General features: G+C 60.2%; 17 protein-coding genes. 9 read left to right on the forward strand and 8 right to left on the reverse strand.

Going from position 1 to position 14,691, the window contains the following annotated elements; translation table 11 throughout:
- The first annotated feature begins 137 nt into the window (after positions 1-137).
- Complete coding sequence (lipB, locus tag NXC24_RS10210; RefSeq protein WP_104823173.1) at positions 138-854, forward strand: lipoyl(octanoyl) transferase LipB; 717 nt, start codon at positions 138-140, stop codon at positions 852-854.
- Between the two features lie 6 nt (positions 855-860).
- Here the strand turns inward: lipB and NXC24_RS10215 are convergent, their stop codons facing one another.
- Complete coding sequence (locus NXC24_RS10215) at positions 861-1,283, reverse strand: helix-turn-helix transcriptional regulator (protein ID WP_104823174.1); 423 nt, start codon at positions 1,281-1,283, stop codon at positions 861-863.
- Between the two features lie 218 nt (positions 1,284-1,501).
- On the opposite strand from NXC24_RS10215, the gene NXC24_RS10220 reads away from it, so the two are divergent.
- The 8 genes from NXC24_RS10220 to sugE all read left to right on the forward strand — a co-directional run bounded on the left by NXC24_RS10220 (position 1,502) and on the right by sugE (position 8,878).
- Positions 1,502-2,437: a DMT family transporter gene (locus NXC24_RS10220; protein WP_104823175.1), complete on the forward strand. Its 936-nt coding sequence runs from the start codon at positions 1,502-1,504 to the stop codon at positions 2,435-2,437.
- A gap of 80 nt (positions 2,438-2,517) precedes the next feature.
- Positions 2,518-4,527 carry an acetyl/propionyl/methylcrotonyl-CoA carboxylase subunit alpha gene (locus NXC24_RS10225; protein ID WP_104823176.1) on the forward strand — a complete coding sequence of 670 codons (2,010 nt, stop codon included), beginning with the start codon at positions 2,518-2,520 and terminating at the stop codon, positions 4,525-4,527.
- 101 nt (positions 4,528-4,628) lie between these two features.
- A complete protein-coding gene (locus tag NXC24_RS10230; protein WP_104823177.1) occupies positions 4,629-5,756 on the forward strand; it encodes an S-(hydroxymethyl)glutathione dehydrogenase/class III alcohol dehydrogenase in 1,128 nt (375 codons plus the stop codon).
- A 144-nt stretch (positions 5,757-5,900) separates the two neighbouring features.
- Positions 5,901-6,338, forward strand: coding sequence for a VOC family protein (locus tag NXC24_RS10235; RefSeq protein WP_104823178.1), 438 nt, complete (start codon positions 5,901-5,903; stop codon positions 6,336-6,338).
- A gap of 114 nt (positions 6,339-6,452) precedes the next feature.
- A complete protein-coding gene (gene gfa, locus NXC24_RS10240) occupies positions 6,453-7,028 on the forward strand; it encodes an S-(hydroxymethyl)glutathione synthase (RefSeq protein WP_104823179.1) in 576 nt (191 codons plus the stop codon).
- 89 nt (positions 7,029-7,117) lie between these two features.
- Positions 7,118-7,582: a YaiI/YqxD family protein gene (locus NXC24_RS10245; RefSeq protein ID WP_104823180.1), complete on the forward strand. Its 465-nt coding sequence runs from the start codon at positions 7,118-7,120 to the stop codon at positions 7,580-7,582.
- Positions 7,579-8,412 (forward strand): S-formylglutathione hydrolase, encoded by an 834-nt coding sequence (gene fghA / locus NXC24_RS10250; protein WP_104823181.1) that lies wholly within the window; start codon positions 7,579-7,581, stop codon positions 8,410-8,412. Before NXC24_RS10245 ends, fghA begins: the two co-directional genes overlap by 4 nt.
- Positions 8,413-8,563: 151 nt before the next feature.
- Positions 8,564-8,878, forward strand: coding sequence for a quaternary ammonium compound efflux SMR transporter SugE (gene sugE, locus NXC24_RS10255; RefSeq protein ID WP_104823182.1), 315 nt, complete (start codon positions 8,564-8,566; stop codon positions 8,876-8,878).
- Between the two features lie 116 nt (positions 8,879-8,994).
- Here the strand turns inward: sugE and NXC24_RS10260 are convergent, their stop codons facing one another.
- The 7 genes from NXC24_RS10260 to NXC24_RS10290 form a co-directional block, all read right to left on the reverse strand.
- Positions 8,995-9,378, reverse strand: coding sequence for a DoxX family protein (locus tag NXC24_RS10260; protein ID WP_104823183.1), 384 nt, complete (start codon positions 9,376-9,378; stop codon positions 8,995-8,997).
- 138 nt (positions 9,379-9,516) lie between these two features.
- Positions 9,517-9,909 (reverse strand): DoxX family protein, encoded by a 393-nt coding sequence (locus tag NXC24_RS10265; protein ID WP_104823184.1) that lies wholly within the window; start codon positions 9,907-9,909, stop codon positions 9,517-9,519.
- Between the two features lie 120 nt (positions 9,910-10,029).
- Positions 10,030-11,562: an acyl-CoA carboxylase subunit beta gene (locus NXC24_RS10270; RefSeq protein ID WP_104823185.1), complete on the reverse strand. Its 1,533-nt coding sequence runs from the start codon at positions 11,560-11,562 to the stop codon at positions 10,030-10,032.
- Between the two features lie 62 nt (positions 11,563-11,624).
- Positions 11,625-12,101 carry a hypothetical protein gene (locus tag NXC24_RS10275; RefSeq protein WP_104823186.1) on the reverse strand — a complete coding sequence of 159 codons (477 nt, stop codon included), beginning with the start codon at positions 12,099-12,101 and terminating at the stop codon, positions 11,625-11,627.
- Between the two features lie 69 nt (positions 12,102-12,170).
- On the reverse strand, positions 12,171-12,956 hold the full coding sequence (locus NXC24_RS10280) for an ATP12 family chaperone protein (protein ID WP_104823187.1): 786 nt from the start codon (positions 12,954-12,956) through the stop codon (positions 12,171-12,173).
- A gap of 9 nt (positions 12,957-12,965) precedes the next feature.
- Positions 12,966-13,619: an HAD-IA family hydrolase gene (locus NXC24_RS10285; protein WP_104823188.1), complete on the reverse strand. Its 654-nt coding sequence runs from the start codon at positions 13,617-13,619 to the stop codon at positions 12,966-12,968.
- Positions 13,616-14,614 (reverse strand): RluA family pseudouridine synthase, encoded by a 999-nt coding sequence (locus tag NXC24_RS10290; protein ID WP_104823189.1) that lies wholly within the window; start codon positions 14,612-14,614, stop codon positions 13,616-13,618. The genes NXC24_RS10285 and NXC24_RS10290 overlap by 4 nt, the downstream gene beginning before the upstream one ends.
- Positions 14,615-14,691: the final 77 nt, after the last annotated feature.

A 14,691-nucleotide genomic window follows, 5' to 3' on the forward strand; every position in this document is an offset into this window, starting at 1 on the left:
AAACGCGCCTTTGGATTCACGGCATCCGTCTCGTAGATGTTTGAATTCCTGGCCAAATGCCTCCATATGTTGATAACCTATCGGCGCGCCAAATTTCCAAGGGAGCTGTCTGCCGAACAGGCGCAAAGGACTGGCTGATGCTACGCACCGATCTCCAACATCAAATGTTTCCCCCTGCCGGCTCTCCGCCCGTGCGTTGGCGTATCGCCGATGGTCTCGTGCCCTATGATGAAGCAGTGGCGGTCATGGAGGCGGAGGTGGCGGCGATTGCCGAGGGTCAAGCGCAGGAGCTTGTCTGGCTGGTCGAGCATCCACCTTTATATACAGCAGGCACCAGCGCCAATGCGGCCGATCTCATCGAGCCCGATCGTTTTCCCGTCTTCGCCACCGGGCGAGGCGGCGAATATACCTATCATGGCCCCGGCCAGCGCGTTGCCTATGTCATGCTGGATCTGAAGCGCCGGCGTCAGGATATCCGCGCCTTCGTTGCCGCATTGGAAGAAGTCATCATCCGCACCCTCGATTCGATGAATGTTCGCGGTGAGCGGCGTGAAGATCGTGTCGGCGTCTGGGTGCGCCGTCCGGAGAAACCGCTGCTGCCGGATGGGACCGTGGCTGAAGACAAGATCGCCGCCCTCGGCATTCGCGTGCGCAGATGGGTGACGTTTCACGGCCTGTCGCTGAACGTCGATCCCGATCTCGGCCATTTCACCGGTATCGTGCCCTGTGGAATTTCCGCCTATGGGGTCACCAGCCTCGTCGACCTCGGCCTGCCGGTGATGATAGCGGATGTGGATATCCGTCTGCGGGAAGCTTTCGAAGAGATATTCGGCGAAACCACCAATGAACCCTGATGAGGCTTAGTGCGCGACGTCCTTGCTGACATTGCGCAGCCGGATTTGATGGTCGAGCCTTTCGATCTGGCGCGTTGTCGTCTCGATCAGCCGGCCGATTTCCTGATGGGCGGACCGTAGGCGCGAAAGCTCGATTTTGACGGCCTCCAGTGCCCGTTCGTCGCTGTCCTCACCCGGTCCATCGCCGGAGCCGGTCATCAGCCAAGTCGGCGACACGGCGAACATGGCGGCCAATTTGACCAGAACGGATGGTTGCGGCTCCGAACGGTCCGATTCCCAGGCAATTATCGTCTCCTGCCTTAAGCCCAACTGGCTTGCCAGCGATTCGAGGCTGATGCCGGCGGCGTCGCGGGCCATGGAAAGGCGTCCGCCCAGGGTATCGTCGCCTTCATCCGAAAAAACGGTCGTCTCTTGTTCCGTCTTCAACATCGGTGCGATCCTTGTTGGTTGCGCCGGTGAATTTCTGAGCGGCGCGCTTATTTTTTAGCGGATTTTCCAAGCAGACATAGGTCTAGGGGCGTCATGTCACCACCGCGATCTGTCTGAATTGGCAAAGTCCGCGATTTTTGCGCCAAATGGTGTGATGAATTGGCAACGGCGTTGATGCCCGTCTTGATCGGACGGGATTCCTGTGTTTGATCTCCCGCATGTCCCAAATCTCAGTCGTCCCCGCCCATCAGAATCCGCTGCAAGGCATGGCCATCATGGCCAGCGCCATGATCGTCCTGCCGGTGATGGATGCGATCGCCAAATATATGGCGACCTTCGAGGCGATGTCGCCGGGACAGGTGACGTTCTACCGCTTCTTCTTTCAACTCGTCTGTACTATGCCGCTGCTCTTTGCCGCCTTTGGATGGGCAGCGCTTTCGGCCAAGCGCCCCTGGGTGAACCTTTTGCGCGGCGCGCTGCACGGCGCGGCAAGCCTGCTGTTTTTCGTGGCGGTCAAATACATGCCGCTTGCCGATGTCTTCGCCATCTATTTCGTCGAACCTTTCATGCTGGCCGCTCTTTCGGCTCTGTTTCTTGGCGACAAGGTCGGCTGGAGGCGCTGGCTTGCCATCGTCGTCGGCTTCGGCGGCGCGATGATCGTCATTCAGCCAAGTTTCGAAATTTTCGGCTGGAAAGCGCTGCTGCCGGTCGCCTGCGCCTTTCTCTTTGCGCTTTATCTCTTCATGAACCGTGCCGTCGGCGAGGCGGATTCGCCACTGACCATGCAGACGATGGCCGGCATCGGCGGCACGATCTTCATGGCCGGTGCGCTTTCGATAGGGGCATCGGCTGGCGTTGCCGATTTCGTACCGTCCCTGCCCGCTTCCTGGCTCGGTCTCGTGTTGCTGCTGATTCTCGGCTCGATCTCCGGCTATGCGCATATGCTCGTCGTGCGCGCCTTCCGGCTGGCGCCACTGTCGCTGCTGGCGCCTTTTCAATATTTCGAGATCATTTCGGCTACCATTCTCGGCTATGCGCTGTTCGGGGACTTTCCAAATGTTTCCAAATGGATCGGCATCCTGATCATCGTCGGATCGGGTCTTTTCATCATCTGGCGCGAGCGCGTTCAGTCGCGTTCGACGAAATCGGCTTGAGTACGCTCATCTTCCGCATGGACCGCTGGCGCAATTTATGACTAAAACGCTGATAGGGCTATGCATTGGGCGGAGTTTTGATGTTCAAGAAAATCCTGATCGCCAACCGGGGCGAGATCGCTTGTCGTGTGATCAAGACTGCGCGGCGGATGGGGATCTCGACCGTCGCGGTCTATTCCGACGCCGATCGTGACGCCTTGCACGTCGAAATGGCCGATGAGGCCGTGCATATCGGTGCAGCCCCTGCCGCCGAGAGTTATCTCGTAGCCGAAAAGATCATCGCCGCCTGCAAGGAGACCGGCGCCGAAGCGGTGCACCCCGGTTATGGCTTTCTCTCCGAGCGCGCCTCTTTTTGTGAGGCGTTGGAGAAGGAAGGCATCATCTTCATCGGTCCGAAGCCGAAGGCGATCAGGGCGATGGGCGACAAGATCGAATCGAAGAAATTCGCCAATGACGCCAAGGTTTCCACCGTGCCCGGCTATCTCGGCGTCATCGACGATGCCGACCATGCCGAAACAATTGCCGCCGAGATCGGCTATCCCGTCATGATCAAGGCTTCGGCGGGCGGCGGCGGCAAGGGCATGCGCATCGCCTGGAGTAGTGAGGAAGTGCGCGACGGTTTCGAGCGTGCGCGCTCCGAGGCGAAAAGCTCCTTCGGCGACGATCGCGTCTTCATCGAGAAATTCGTCGTCGATCCGCGGCACATCGAAATCCAGGTGCTGGCGGATTCCCACGGCAATGTCGTCTATCTCGGCGAGCGTGAATGCTCGATCCAGCGCCGGAATCAGAAGGTCGCCGAAGAAGCGCCCTCGCCTTTCCTTGACGAGGTGACACGCAAAGCCATGGGCGAACAGTCCGTCGCGCTTGCCAAGGCGGTCGACTATCAGAGCGCCGGGACGGTCGAATTCATCGTCGACCGCGACCGCAATTTCTATTTCCTAGAGATGAATACCCGCCTGCAGGTCGAACATCCCGTTACGGAACTTGTTACCGGCATCGATCTTGTCGAACAGATGATCCGCGTCGCCGCCGGCGAAGAGCTGCCCTTTGCCCAGGATGATATCAAGCTGAACGGCTGGGCGATCGAAAGCCGCCTCTATGCCGAAGATCCCTATCGAAACTTCCTGCCGTCGATCGGCCGGCTGACGCGCTATCGTCCGCCGCATGAAGGTAAGAGCGGCAATGTCGTGATCCGCAACGACACCGGCGTCTTCGAAGGCGCTGAGATCTCCATGTATTATGACCCGATGATCGCCAAGCTCTGCACCTGGGCGCCGACGCGGCTTGAAGCGGTTGAGGCCATGGGTGAAGCGCTGGACGGTTTTGTTGTCGACGGCATCGAACATAATGTGCCGTTCCTGTCGGCACTGATGAAGCATCCGCGCTGGCGCGAAGGCCGGCTTTCCACGGGCTTCATCGCGGAGGAATATCCGGACGGTTTTGCGCCGATGACGCCGGACAAAAGCGAATCTGCGGTGCTTGCCGCCGTCGCACTCTCCTGCGGCCTTGTCGATGCCAACCGCCGCGAACGCTATGCCGACCGGTTGCGGCCGGCGACGGGGCCGTTGCGTGAGGAGTGGGTGGTCAAGCTCGGCGCGGACTATGTTCCAGTGACGCTGCAGGACGGGCTCGTCACCATCCCATTCGAGATGGACATGCAGATCAACGGCGGGATTTTGGCGGTCGCGACCGATTGGCGCCCGGGCGACGCCGTCTGGGCCGGAACGGTCAGTGGGCGGAAGGTGACGGCCCAAATCCGTCCTTTCCTCAACGGGCTGCGCATCGACTGGCAGGGCCTTTCGGTCCGCGCCAGGATATTTACGCCGCGCCAGGCGGAACTTGACAAGCTGATGCCGGTCAAACTGCCGCCGGATACGTCAAAGTTGTTGCTCTGCCCCATGCCCGGGCTCGTCGTCGCTATTGCTGTTGCGCAAGGCCAGGAGGTCAAGGCGGGGGAAACGCTGGCGATCGTCGAGGCGATGAAGATGGAGAACGTCCTGCGCGCTGAGCGCGACTTGATCGTCGGCAAGATCAATGCGAAGCCGGGCGAAAGTCTTGCCGTCGACGCGGTGATCATGGAATTCGCCTAATCCGTATTCGCTACGAAACGCTCGATTTTTCGCTTGAGCCATCCGGCGCGGCCATGCCAATGTCGCGCTAACCAAATCATTAATTTAGAAGGGATGAAACGATGGACGTACGCGCCGCCGTAGCCGTTGCCGCCGGTAAACCGCTGGAAGTCATGACCGTTCAGCTCGATGGCCCGAAGGCCGGCGAGGTGTTGATCGAGGTCAAGGCGACCGGCATCTGCCATACCGACGATTTCACCCTGTCGGGCGCCGATCCGGAGGGCCTGTTTCCGGCAATCCTCGGCCATGAGGGCGCCGGCATCGTCGTCGATGTCGGCCCGGGGGTGACCTCGGTCAAGAAGGGCGACCACGTCATTCCGCTTTATACGCCCGAATGCCGCGAATGTTATTCCTGCCTCAGCCGCAAGACCAACCTCTGCACCGCGATCCGCGCCACGCAAGGCCAGGGCCTGATGCCGGACGGCACCTCGCGCTTTTCGATCGGCAAGGACAAGATCCATCACTATATGGGCTGCTCGACCTTCGCCAATTTCACCGTGCTGCCGGAGATTGCCGTTGCCAAGGTCAACCCGGACGCTCCCTTCGACAAGATCTGCTATATCGGCTGCGGCGTCACCACCGGCATCGGTGCGGTCATCAACACCGCCAAGGTGGAGATCGGCTCGACGGCGATCGTCTTCGGTCTTGGCGGCATCGGCCTCAACGTCCTGCAGGGCCTGAAGCTTGCCGGCGCCGACATGATCATCGGTGTCGACATCAACAACGACCGCAAGGCCTGGGGCGAGAAATTCGGCATGACGCATTTCGTCAATCCGAAGGAGGTCGGCGACGACATCGTGCCTTACCTCGTCAACCTGACGAAGCGCAATGGCGACCTCATCGGCGGGGCCGACTATACGTTCGACTGCACCGGCAACACCAAGGTGATGCGCCAGGCGCTGGAATCGTCGCATCGCGGCTGGGGCAAGTCGGTCATCATCGGCGTTGCCGGCGCCGGCCAGGAAATCTCGACCCGTCCGTTCCAGCTCGTCACCGGCCGCAACTGGATGGGCACGGCCTTCGGCGGCGCCCGTGGCCGCACCGATGTTCCAAAGATCGTCGACTGGTACATGCAGGGCAAGATCCAGATCGACCCGATGATCACCCACACCATGCCGCTCGAGGACATCAACAAGGGCTTCGACATGATGCACAAGGGCGAAAGCATCCGCGGCGTCGTGGTCTATTGAGAGACCGTTTGAAAACGGGGGCGGTTTGCGGCGGTCCATGATTCAGGATTCTGATGTGAACAGCAGCGAATCGGCCCCGGATGGCGGTCGGTGTTGGAGCAACTCAAGCGTCCGTTAGACTAGGCGACACCTGGAGATTGGAACATGGCGCTCAAGCGGATGGACAACGTCGGAATCGTCGTCGAAGACCTCGAAGGGGCGATTGATTTCTTTCGCGAACTCGGCCTTGAGCTCGAAGGGCGGGCCACGATCGAAGGAGAATGGGCCGGACGTGTCACCGGACTGGGCGATCAGCATGTCGAGATTGCCATGATGCGCACGCCGGATGGCCACAGCCGGCTTGAGCTCTCCCGCTTCCTCAGGCCGCCGGTCGTCGCAGATCACCGGAACGCCCCGGTCAACGCTCTGGGCTACCTCCGCGTCATGTTTACCGTGGACGACATCGACGAGACGCTTGAAAGGCTCCGCACGCGCGGCGCGCAGCTCGTAGGCGAAGTCGTCCAGTATAAAGACGCGTATCGGCTCTGCTACATCCGTGGGCCTGAAGGGATTCTCATCGGACTTGCCCAAGAACTCCGCTGAGCGCAAATCGAGACGGCACGGGAGATTGCTGCACGACTTTGAATGGCACGCGGCCTTTTCGCAAACCGATCCTGGTTTGGCGGCCGCGGGCAAAGAAGGAGGAGGAAGCTGAACATGCCAAGTCAAGTATCGATACACCCGGCGCTCGACGGCGGAGTGAAGGCGGGACAGGCGAATTTTAGTGGTGGGACGCTCGTCTGCGCCTGCACCGATCGCCCCGTCAAAGTCGCCATCACCGGCGCGATTGCTCATAACCACGCCTGTGGCTGCACGAAATGCTGGAAGCCGAATGGTGCTGCCTTTTCGATCGTAGCCGTCACCGCGCATGAGAATGTCAAGGTTCTGGAAAACGGCGACAAGCTCGCGGTCGTGGATCCCGACGCCCTGATCCAGCGGCACGCCTGCAAGGCTTGCGGCGTGCACATGTATGGGCCGGTGGAGCGCGACCATGCCTTCAAGGGCCTGGATTTCATTCATCCCGAGCGATTTCAGGAAAGCGGCTGGCCCGAACCCACCTTCGCAGCTTTCGTTTCGTCGATCATCGAGTCGGGAACGCCGCCATCAGCCATGGCGTCCATTCGCAGCCGGTTGAAGGAGCTGCGCCTTGAGCCCTACGATTGCCTGAACCCGACGCTGATGGATGTTCTCGCAACCTGGGTCGCGAAAAAGGCAGGCACATTGAGGGAATAGGTCTGGCCCATGACGGCGGACTTCGCTAAACCGCGACTGCGCGTTCGGCCGGACGCGCAGCGCTCTCCAATGAAGCACGTTCTGTTCCTATGATCTATGTCGATGCCGATGCCTGTCCGGTCAAGCCGGAAATTTTGAAAGTGGCCGAGCGCCACGGCATCGAGGTGACACTGGTCGCCAATTCCGGCCTCCGCCCCTCGCGCGATCCGATGGTGAAGAACGTCATCGTCTCCAATGCTTTCGACGCCGCTGACAACTGGATCGCCGAACATGCGGGGCCAGGCGATATCGTCGTGACGGCCGATGTGCCCCTGGCCGGGCGCTGCGTCGTCTCCGGCGCGCTGGTGACCGGACCGACCGGCCGTGTTTTCGACAACACCAATATCGGCATGGTCACCGCGATGCGCGATCTCGGCGCGCACCTGCGTGAGACCGGCGAGAGCAAAGGCTACAACGCCGCTTTTTCGCCACGCGACCGCTCCGCCTTTCTTGAAACCTTCGATCGCCTTTGCCGGCGTGCCAAAGCTCACAATTCGTCTGGAGGTCAGCCTTGAACATCATTTCCCAGAACACCGCTTTCGGCGGCATGCAGGGTGTTTTTTCACATGAGTCCGAGGCCTGCCAATGCGAGATGACCTTCGCGGTCTTCGTGCCGCCGCAGGCGATCAAGGAGCCCTGCCCGGTCCTCTGGTATCTCTCCGGCCTGACCTGCACCCATGCCAATGTGATGGAAAAAGGCGAATATCGTCGCATGGCAGCCGAACTCGGCCTGATCGTGGTCTGCCCGGACACCAGCCCGCGCGGCAATGACGTCCCCGATGAATTGACCAACTGGCAGATGGGCAAAGGTGCCGGCTTCTATCTCGACGCCACCGAAGAGCCCTGGGCCGAGAACTATCGGATGTACACCTACGTCACGGAGGAATTGCCCGCCCTCGTCAGCCGGCAGTTCCGCGTGGATATGAGCCGGCAAGGCATTTTCGGCCATTCCATGGGCGGCCATGGCGCGATGACGATTGCGCTGAAGAATCCGGACCGCTTCAAGAGCTGCTCCGCCTTTGCGCCGATCGTGCAGCCCTCGACGGCCGATTGGTCAGCGCCGGCTTTCGAGAAATATCTTGGCGCCGACAAGGCGGCCTGGCGGCAATACGACGCCTGCGCACTCATCGAGGATGGCGCTCGCTTCCCGGAATTTCTGATCGACCAAGGCAAAGCCGATGGTTTCCTCGAAACCGGTCTGCGGCCCTGGTTGTTCGAAGAGTCGATCAAGGGCACCGATATCGGCCTGACGCTGCGCATGCACGAGCGCTACGATCACTCCTACTATTTCATCTCGACCTTCATGGACGATCACCTGAAGTGGCATGCCGAACGGCTAGCATGAAACGGGTGGCATAGCAGCCATGCAGTCCCCAGCTTGAAAAGCCAATTTAGCTGAGGCATATATTTCCCCGCGCAGACGACTGCGGCGGCCGGCATAGATTGCCGACCGCAAGCACCGCGGGGACGGCCTCGCTCTTAAAAAGGAGCGTAACATGGCTTGGTTCCTGCTTTTCCTCGCAGGTTTGTTCGAAATCGGTTGGGCTGTCGGCCTGAAATATACCGAAGGCTTCACACGGCCGATCCCGACCGGTCTCACCGTCATTTCGATGGTGGTCAGCCTCGTCTTGCTCGGCCTTGCGGTGGAGACCTTGCCGATGGGCACGGCCTACGCTGTGTGGACCGGCATCGGCACGGTCGGTACCGTCCTCCTTGGCATCTGGCTGCTGGGTGATCCCGCGACCGTCGTTCGCCTGTTCTGCATCGGCCTGATCGTCGCGGGCATTGCCGGGCTCAAGCTCGTCGCCTGAACCTCATTTGCGTCACTAGAGCACTTCCAGGAAAAGTGCGAGGCGGTTTTCCGCCAGGAATGCGTAAAAACAAAGAGATAGAGCGGGAAAGCGATTCCGTGAAACGCTGAACCGCTCTAACGCTGGCGATTGTCCAGTGCCCAGAGGCCGGGGCCTGCAAACACCAGGAACAGGAAGATGAAGCAGAACAAGATCGGGCCGTCGCCCTCGTTGTTGGCTGGAAAGAAGCCCATCTGCGCGTGCACTAGGAAATAGGCGAAGGCCATTTCACCGCTGAGGATGAAGGCAACAGGCCGGGTGAAGAGCCCGAGCAGGATCAGAATGCTGCCGACAAGCTCAATCACCCCGGCGACGAAAAACAGTGTCGAGATTTCAAAGGGCGCGGCGGGAAAATTGAAGAGCTTTTGCGTGCCATGCTCTAGGAACAATAGCGCGGTCACAATTCTGAGAACCGCAAGGGCGGCGGGCTGATATTGGGACAGGCGCTCGAAAGCCGGCATGAAAATCTCCGTTTTAACTGAGAAGGCGGCCAGTATCTCTAGGAGATATGGTCGCTTTCCGCTGATATCGGAGTCAACACGCGAACGGCGAAATTATTCGCCGGGCTCGGATATCGATCCAAGCCCGGCGATTGCATATTATTTCCTGCGACCGTCGATGGCCAGGAGGCCTGGGCCTGCGAAAACCAACAGCAGGAAGACAAAGCAGTACAGGATGGCCGCATCGCCTTCATTGTTGACCGGGAAAAAATTCCTCGGCATGTGCGCCATGAAATAGGCGACCGCCATGTTGCCGCTAAGGATGAAAGCAACAATCCGCGTAAACAGGCCGAGAACAATCGCCAGGCCGCCGACAGCTTCCAGAATGCCCTGGATCAAGATCAGGGTCGGCAGCGGACCATCGAAATGACCGCCGGCCGGAAAAGCCAAAAGCTTCTGCGTGCCGTGCTCCATAAACAGTAGACCGGTCATGATGCGCAGCGCCGCCAGGGCGTAAGGCTGATATTGATTCAGTCGATCGGAAAGTGCCATTTTGTACTCCAGTTTTGGTTTCTGAAGCCACCATTAGTTTGTGTGCACGCGAAGGTGAAGACACGGCTTCTGACGCCCAATCAATTTTCCGTGTAGAATCCGTGACTTGTTGTCACATGCTCAAAGCGGAATATTGTCGTGCTTTTTCCAGGGATTGGTCAGATCCTTATTGCGCAGCATCCTGAGCCCCTGTGCCAGCCGCCGCCGGGTAGAGTGCGGCATGATCACTTCGTCAATATAACCGCGCTCGGCCGCGACGAAAGGAGACAGGAAGCGATCCTCATACATCTTCGTATGCGCCGCGATCTTCTCAGGATGGGCGATATCCTTGCGGAAAATGATCTCGACCGCGCCCTTGGCACCCATGACGGCGATCTGCGCGGTCGGCCAAGCATAGTTCAGGTCACCGCGCAGATGTTTCGACGCCATGACGTCGTAGGCGCCGCCGAAGGCTTTGCGAGTGATGACAGTGAGTTTCGGCACGGTAGCTTCCGCATAGGCAAAGAGCAGCTTGGCGCCATGCTTGATCAACCCGCCATATTCCTGCGCGGTTCCCGGCAGAAAGCCCGGTACGTCGACAAAGGTGACGAGCGGAATATTGAAGCAATCGCAGAAGCGCACGAAACGCGCCGCCTTGCGTGAGGCGTCGCTGTCGAGCACGCCCGCGAGCACCATCGGCTGATTGGCGACGAAGCCGACCGTCGCGCCCTCGATGCGGCCGAAGCCACAGACGATGTTCTTGGCAAAGCTTGCCTGAATTTCGAAGAAATCGCCCTCGTCCGCCACCTTCAGGATCAGCTCCTTGATGTCGTAGGGCTTGTTGGCATTGGCCGGGATTAGCGTGTCGAGCGAGGAATCGGGATCGGTGACCGATTGATAGCACTCGATCTCCGGGAGATCAGCGGTATTCGACTGAGGCAGGAAATCGATGAGCCGGCGCACCTGCAGCAGCGTATCGATGTCGTTGTCGTAGGCGGCATCGGCGATCGAGGATTTCGTCGTATGCACCGAGGCACCGCCAAGCTGCTCCGCCGTCACCGTTTCGTTGGTGACAGTCTTCACCACGTCCGGGCCGGTGACGAACATGTAGGACGTGTCGCGCACCATGAAGATGAAATCGGTCATAGCCGGCGAATAGACGTCGCCGCCGGCGCAGGGACCCATGATGATCGAGATCTGTGGAATAACGCCGGAAGAGAGCACGTTGCGCTGGAATACCTCGGCATAGCCGCCAAGCGCCGCCACGCCTTCCTGGATGCGCGCGCCGCCGGCATCATAGATGCCGATGATGGGGGCGCGGTTTTTCAGCGCCATATCCTGAACCTTCATGATCTTCTCTGCATGCGCTTCTGAAAGCGAGCCGCCGAAGACCGTGAAATCCTTGGCAAAAAGAAAGACCGTGCGGCCGTTGACCGTGCCCCAGCCAGTGACCACGCCGTCGCCGGCGATCTTGGTCTTGTCCATGCCGAAATCGATCGAGCGGTGTTCGACGAACATGTCGAATTCCTCGAAGGAGCCTTCATCGAGGAAGATTTCGATGCGCTCGCGCGCGGTCAGCTTGCCGCGCGCATGCTGCGCATCGATACGCGCCTGCCCGCCTCCGAGCCTCGCGATCTCCCGGCGACGTTCCAGTTCCTGCAGGATCTCTTTCATGATGGCCCTCTTTTCCGCTTATCCGGCTTAGCATGGCGCAGCAGCAGTTTGAAGCCGAAGGCTCAGTTCACCAGCGGCGGTGCCTTCAGCACGAAGATGGAACGGATGCGGGCGGCGATATCTTCAGCCATCAGATTGTCGGCTGCGTTCGGGTCCGGTGTGAAATTCGCCGTATCGAAGGAGGCGATGGCAAGCACCGCACCGGTATCGACCGAATCGACGTCGATATTGATCTTTGCCGTATTGCGATCGTGGTTGAAGCTTCCGGCCTTGCGGACATCGGTCAGGCGGATGGTGAGTGCCACCTTCGGCAGCACTGTATCGCGGGTGGTCACGGCGATGGCGGCATTGACGCGTTCGTTGATCGCCGAAAGCAGTACAGGCGAGACAGGCGGCACGGCTTGATCGGCAACGACGGTGGCGCTGCGCACGTCATAGGCTGGAGGTGCAGGCGGCGCCGTGCCCGGCCAGCTCGTGCATGCAGCCAACGCCAAACATCCCACGAGTGCCGATACCGCACCCGACCTCCACAACAACATGATTCGCGTCCCGAATTCCCAACCCTTGAGATGCAGATTTCGATATAACGGACTGCAAATCAACAATATTCAACTGCGAAGCGCGGAAAAAACATCGGTGGCTGCCTGAAACTCTTCGAAGCGCTGAGCGCGGCGCTGCTCGGCCTCTTCGTCACGGCCCCAATGTTCGATCGTCCAATCCTCGTCGAGATGGGCGAGCGCCCAGACTTCATCGAGCGGCAGTCGGCCTTCGGCGAAAGCAAGCGCCAGGATCGCCGAACCCGTCAGCGTCGTGATCGTATGCAGGCTGGCGAGTTCCAGCGGCGTGTCGTATTTGCGCAACGTCACGGCAAAGGCGGCGATCGCCTCACGCGGCTGCTCCTGATGCATGACGCCTTCGGCCAGGATGAAACGGGCACCGAGTTCGTTTGCGGCCCAGTCGATCAGCGGGTTCCACTGCTCCGATTGCCGCTCCACCAGGCGCTCCGGTCCATCGGCGCGATAGCAAAGCATATCTGTGGAGGAAAAGCGCAGGATGTCCTCGAATACCGCCTGGCTATCGATCGCCACACCGTCGAGCGCCGTGTTGACCAGCCGCGTCACCGGCATGGTCGCAGGATCGATGACCTCGACCTGCCGCGTCCATTCGGCTGCAACCAGCTTTGCGAGCGCCTCGGTCGGGACGGCGAGCGATTGGCGCGCAGGCGTCTTCACCACCTTGCCGTCGAGCTCGATCACGTGGCCGTCTTCGCTCTCGCGGACGCTTACATCCTTGTAGAAGCGCTTCGGCAGCGGCTTCTTCATCTGGATCTGAGCCCGGCGAATGGGATCGGGATGGCTCAGGTCTTCGGAAAGATCGTTCAACAGGTCGCGCATGGCGTCACCTCAGAGAATATGGCTCAACAAGTCGTTCGGGTGATGGGCAATCGTGTCGGCACCTGCCGCCAGCAGTTCTTCCACCGAAGCATAGCCCCAGGCAACACCGATCGCGGTCGCACCGGCCGCTTTCGCCATCTGCATGTCGTAGACGGCATCGCCGATAACGATTGTATCATGCGGATCCATGCCGGTCTCGCTGCAGCATTCCGTCACCATCGCGGGATGCGGCTTGGAAGGGCAATCATCAGCGGTGCGCGAAACGGCGAAATAGGGCGTAAAGCCGTTCGCTTCAAGAACATGCTCCAAGCCCCGGCGGGACTTGCCGGTCACCGCGCCGATCAGCAATTCATCGCGGGCGGCGAGCGTCTCGATCAACGGTTTGATCCCGTCGAAAAGCGGCGTCTGCATATCGCCCTCGTCGCGCACGTCGGGGAAGATCGATTTGTAGTGCGCCGTCATGGCAATTGCCTCGTCATCGACATGCGGCTTGCCCTGCATACGGGCAATCGCGATGTCGAGTGAGAGACCGATAATCGACTTGGTGGAGGCGACATCGGGACGCTTGTGGCCGAAATCGACGAAGGTGCGCGCCATGACCTCGTGGATCAGCCGGACGCTGTCGACCAGCGTTCCGTCACAATCGAAAAGCACCAGCTTCATTCGTCGTCCGGCTCCCCGGCCGATGCCTCGTCAAAGCCGAGGAGGTTCCAGGTTTGCACCATATGCGGCGGCAGCGGCGCGGTGATGCGCAGGCGCCCGCCGCTCGGATGCGGGATATCGATATGGCGGGCATGCAGGTGCAGCCGCTTCTGAACGCCGCCGGGAAAGTCCCAATTCGGGTCGTCCTCGAAATATTTGGGATCGCCGATGATCGGATGGCCGATATGCAGCGCATGGACGCGGAGCTGGTGCGTGCGGCCGGTATAAGGCTCCATTTCCAGCCAGGCGAGACGCTGGGCGGCGGTTTCGACAACACGGTAATAGGAGACAGCGTGATCGGCACCCTCCTCGCCGTGTTTGGCGATGCGCATCCGGTCGCCATCGGCGGTGGCTTCTTTCACCAGCCAGGTCGAGATCTTGTCCTCGTGCTTGCGGGGCACGCCCTTCACCAGCGACCAATAGGTCTTCTTGGTGTCGCGCTCGCGGAAGGCGGCCGTCAGCTTCTGTGCGGCACCGCGGGTGCGGGCGACGACGAGAACGCCGGAGGTATCGCGGTCGAGGCGATGCACTAGGCGCGGCTTTTCACCCTTCTGGCTGGTCCATGCCTCCAGCATCTTGTCGATATGGCGGCTGACGCCGGAGCCGCCCTGCACGGCGAGGCCGGCCGGCTTGTTCAGCACGTAGACCTTGTCGTCCTCATGCAGCAGCATGCGCGCCAGCAGCTCGGCGTCGCCGGAATGCTTCAGCTCCTTGCCTGCGATCGGTCCGCTTTTCGGCCCCTTGGCGTCGACATCCAGCGGCGGCACGCGCACCATCTGTCCCGGCTGCACACGCGCATCTGTCTTCACGCGCCCGCCGTCGACACGGACCTGGCCGGAGCGCATCAGCTTCTGTAATTGCCCAAAGCCCAGCCCTGGAAAATGCACCTTGAACCAGCGGTCGAGGCGCATGCCGGCCTCGTCGGGCTCGACCTTTATATGCTCAATCCCGGCCATTCGTCTTCTTTCAAGAACCGCGACATGACCCCGAAAAGCGCGAAATGGTTTCGGACAAGATCATGCCAAATCAAAGG

The sequence above is a fragment of the Rhizobium sp. NXC24 genome, from assembly GCF_002944315.1.
Lineage (GTDB): Bacteria > Pseudomonadota > Alphaproteobacteria > Rhizobiales > Rhizobiaceae > Rhizobium.

Coding starts and splice junctions, on each gene's coding strand:
- NXC24_RS10220 (WP_104823175.1), top strand. CDS start 1,502: ATGTCCCAAATCTCAGTCGTCCCCGCCCATCAGAATCCGCTGCAAGGC.
- lipB (WP_104823173.1), top strand. CDS start 138: ATGCTACGCACCGATCTCCAACATCAAATGTTTCCCCCTGCCGGCTCT.
- NXC24_RS10275 (WP_104823186.1), bottom strand. CDS start 12,101: ATGTTGTTGTGGAGGTCGGGTGCGGTATCGGCACTCGTGGGATGTTTG.
- NXC24_RS10285 (WP_104823188.1), bottom strand. CDS start 13,619: ATGAAGCTGGTGCTTTTCGATTGTGACGGAACGCTGGTCGACAGCGTC.
- NXC24_RS10215 (WP_104823174.1), bottom strand. CDS start 1,283: ATGTTGAAGACGGAACAAGAGACGACCGTTTTTTCGGATGAAGGCGAC.
- NXC24_RS10245 (WP_104823180.1), top strand. CDS start 7,118: ATGATCTATGTCGATGCCGATGCCTGTCCGGTCAAGCCGGAAATTTTG.
- NXC24_RS10225 (WP_104823176.1), top strand. CDS start 2,518: ATGTTCAAGAAAATCCTGATCGCCAACCGGGGCGAGATCGCTTGTCGT.
- NXC24_RS10280 (WP_104823187.1), bottom strand. CDS start 12,956: ATGCGCGACCTGTTGAACGATCTTTCCGAAGACCTGAGCCATCCCGAT.
- NXC24_RS10270 (WP_104823185.1), bottom strand. CDS start 11,562: ATGAAAGAGATCCTGCAGGAACTGGAACGTCGCCGGGAGATCGCGAGG.
- gfa (WP_104823179.1), top strand. CDS start 6,453: ATGCCAAGTCAAGTATCGATACACCCGGCGCTCGACGGCGGAGTGAAG.
- NXC24_RS10230 (WP_104823177.1), top strand. CDS start 4,629: ATGGACGTACGCGCCGCCGTAGCCGTTGCCGCCGGTAAACCGCTGGAA.
- NXC24_RS10260 (WP_104823183.1), bottom strand. CDS start 9,378: ATGCCGGCTTTCGAGCGCCTGTCCCAATATCAGCCCGCCGCCCTTGCG.
- sugE (WP_104823182.1), top strand. CDS start 8,564: ATGGCTTGGTTCCTGCTTTTCCTCGCAGGTTTGTTCGAAATCGGTTGG.
- NXC24_RS10290 (WP_104823189.1), bottom strand. CDS start 14,614: ATGGCCGGGATTGAGCATATAAAGGTCGAGCCCGACGAGGCCGGCATG.
- NXC24_RS10235 (WP_104823178.1), top strand. CDS start 5,901: ATGGCGCTCAAGCGGATGGACAACGTCGGAATCGTCGTCGAAGACCTC.
- NXC24_RS10265 (WP_104823184.1), bottom strand. CDS start 9,909: ATGGCACTTTCCGATCGACTGAATCAATATCAGCCTTACGCCCTGGCG.